This window comes from uncultured Campylobacter sp., assembly GCF_938031315.1.
Taxonomy (GTDB): Bacteria; Campylobacterota; Campylobacteria; order Campylobacterales; family Campylobacteraceae; genus Campylobacter_B.
This window is the reverse complement of record NZ_CALHHT010000116.1, coordinates 1-2,220: the sequence shown is the minus strand read 5'-3', so window position 1 is coordinate 2,220 and position 2,220 is coordinate 1. Positions and strand designations below refer to the sequence as shown.

General features: G+C 46.4%; 2 protein-coding genes. Both read right to left on the bottom strand.

Going from position 1 to position 2,220, the window contains the following annotated elements; translation table 11 throughout:
- Nucleotides 1-72: 72 nt before the first annotated feature.
- Nucleotides 73-1,917: a hypothetical protein gene (locus Q0236_RS03250; RefSeq protein ID WP_297915105.1), complete on the bottom strand. Its 1,845-nt coding sequence runs from the start codon at nt 1,915-1,917 to the stop codon at nt 73-75.
- The coding region (locus tag Q0236_RS03245; RefSeq protein WP_297915102.1) for a YkgJ family cysteine cluster protein at nt 1,896-2,220 on the bottom strand (325 nt) is incomplete at its 5' end. The genes Q0236_RS03245 and Q0236_RS03250, both read right to left, overlap by 22 nt.

Here is a 2,220-nt window from a genome sequence, read left to right as displayed (position 1 = left end):
CCTCGGGCAGTCTTTCTTTGCGAAGCGCGAGATCCTCGCGGGTGCGTTTTAAAATTTCATCCAAAATCATCGCTACTGCTTTGGTGTCTGGATTTTAGAGCCGGCAGGCTCTTTCGACGTAGAATTTTGCTCTGGCATAAAATCCTGCCTCGATACGGAATTTTGTCTTGACGAGACAGAATTCTGCGTGGCGGAATTTATAGGCGTCGCAAAATTTTCAGACGCCGCAGAATTTGGTGTCTGGTTTTGAACCGCGGAATTTGCAGACCCAGCAGAATTTTGCGAAGCGGAGTCTTTTGGCGTTAAATTCTGCGTTGTGGTGGGACTTGGACGTGCGGAATCTAGCGCAGAGCTTTCGGGCGCCGTAGATTTTATGGAATTAGGCGAAGGGATTTTTATTGCCGGGCTTTGCGGCGCCTGATCTTTCGGCGTGGAGCCTTTTATCGTAGCGGGGTCTTGCGATATGGAATTCTGCGGCGCTACGCCTGTGCCCGCGGCGCACGCATCGATCGCCTCTAAATGCTCTTTGCCTTCGGGGGAATTAAAAAATTCTGCGTCTTTGATCTTAGCCATTTCATTTTTAGCCTTGTCGCACTCGCCAAGCTTGTAGTATCCCCAAGCAAGCGAGTCCAGATAATACGGTGAGTCGGGGTCTTTTTGTAGAGCGCGGCGGACGAGCTCGATGCCCTTGCGAACGTCCAAATCGTGATCTATTAAAATGTATCCGTAGTAGTTTAGATGCACGGGGTCTTTAAGCTGCGGCGCAATATTTTCAAATTTTGCCACTACGCTAGATAGGGTCTTGGCATCCACGTTTTTGCCCGCACTTTCATATTCATAGATCGCCTCGATCGCCAAAAAGTCGTAATTTTTGGTCTTCATAAACTCATCGCGTGCCATTTTAATCGCGGTTTTATAGTCTTTCTTATGCGCGTAGGCATCGATTAGAAGCTCGCGCTTGTAGTCGTATTTCTTCAAAAGCTCGATTATTTTATCAAAGTCGTTTGAGTAGTAATAAATCGCTATCATATCGTCCAAGAATTTATTATCCCCTTTGGCTTCATACAGCGCTTCATCGATCTTAGCGACATCCAAATAGCGTTTATTCGCGCGATACACATCAGCTAGCAGCTCGCACGCCATACCCTGGGCGCAGCCGTAGATGCGCCTGTGCGTCTCGATGATGCGGATCGCTCCGTCCGAATCATCGAGTTTATTTAGCAACACGTCGCATAATCTGATGAGATTTTCGTCAGTTTTGTCTAGCTCATAGGCTTTTTCAAAGTAGGTTTTGGCTAAAGTAAAATTCTCCATCGCATAATATGTCGCCGCTAAGATCGCGTAACTACGCGAAACGGGATCTACGGTGACTAGCTTAAGAGCAGCAGTATTGGCATTTAGATTATCTTTAATGCCTAAGTAGTAGCCGATTTTTACTCGCAGATACTCGGAGTCTGAGTTTAGGCTTTTTTCGCCGAGCTTTAAATAGCGCGCCGTATTTTTACGATCTTTGATCGCAAAAGCAGTCTTTAGCGCTTCTAGCAGATAAACGGACGAGCCTGTTTTATTGTATGCCTTTTCGTATAAAAACATCGATGCGACGGGATCTTTATGCAGTAGCTCCAAAGCTGTAAGCAAATCGAAATTTAGCTCGGCGTCTTCTTGCGCTCGCATCGCGTGATTTAACTTTTCTTTGGTTATACTTTTAGCGCTTACGCCGCGATTTATCAAGCTCTTTTTAATTGCATCTTTTGCACCGTTTTTTGTGCCAATGCTGGAATTCCGATCAGACGCCTTTTTATCCGTAACGGACTGCTTCGCTGCTGCAGCATTCGTCCTACCCTCCGCACTTAGATACTGCGGCGCTAAAATCATCGCCGCGATTAAAATTCCACTTAAAACCTTACCCCGATACATTCTTCCTCCAATTCTTTAGTATGCGTTTTAAAATATTCCCAAAACGGAAAGCTACGGCACTGCTTCGGACGCAGCTCGTAAATCCCGCAGTTGCGCTGCGCTTCGTCAAAAAACACGCACGCTAAGCCGCCTTCAAAGGGCTTTTCTTTTACGCTAAATTTAGCGCCTATTTTTTGTAAATAAATTTCTTTAAGCCTTGCGGGCGAAATTTTAAATTTTGCCGCTAGCGCTGCAATCTCGCTCTCATCTATCCAGATGTAGCCGCTCTCTCCCGTGCAGCACTTACCGCCGCAGCGCTCGCAC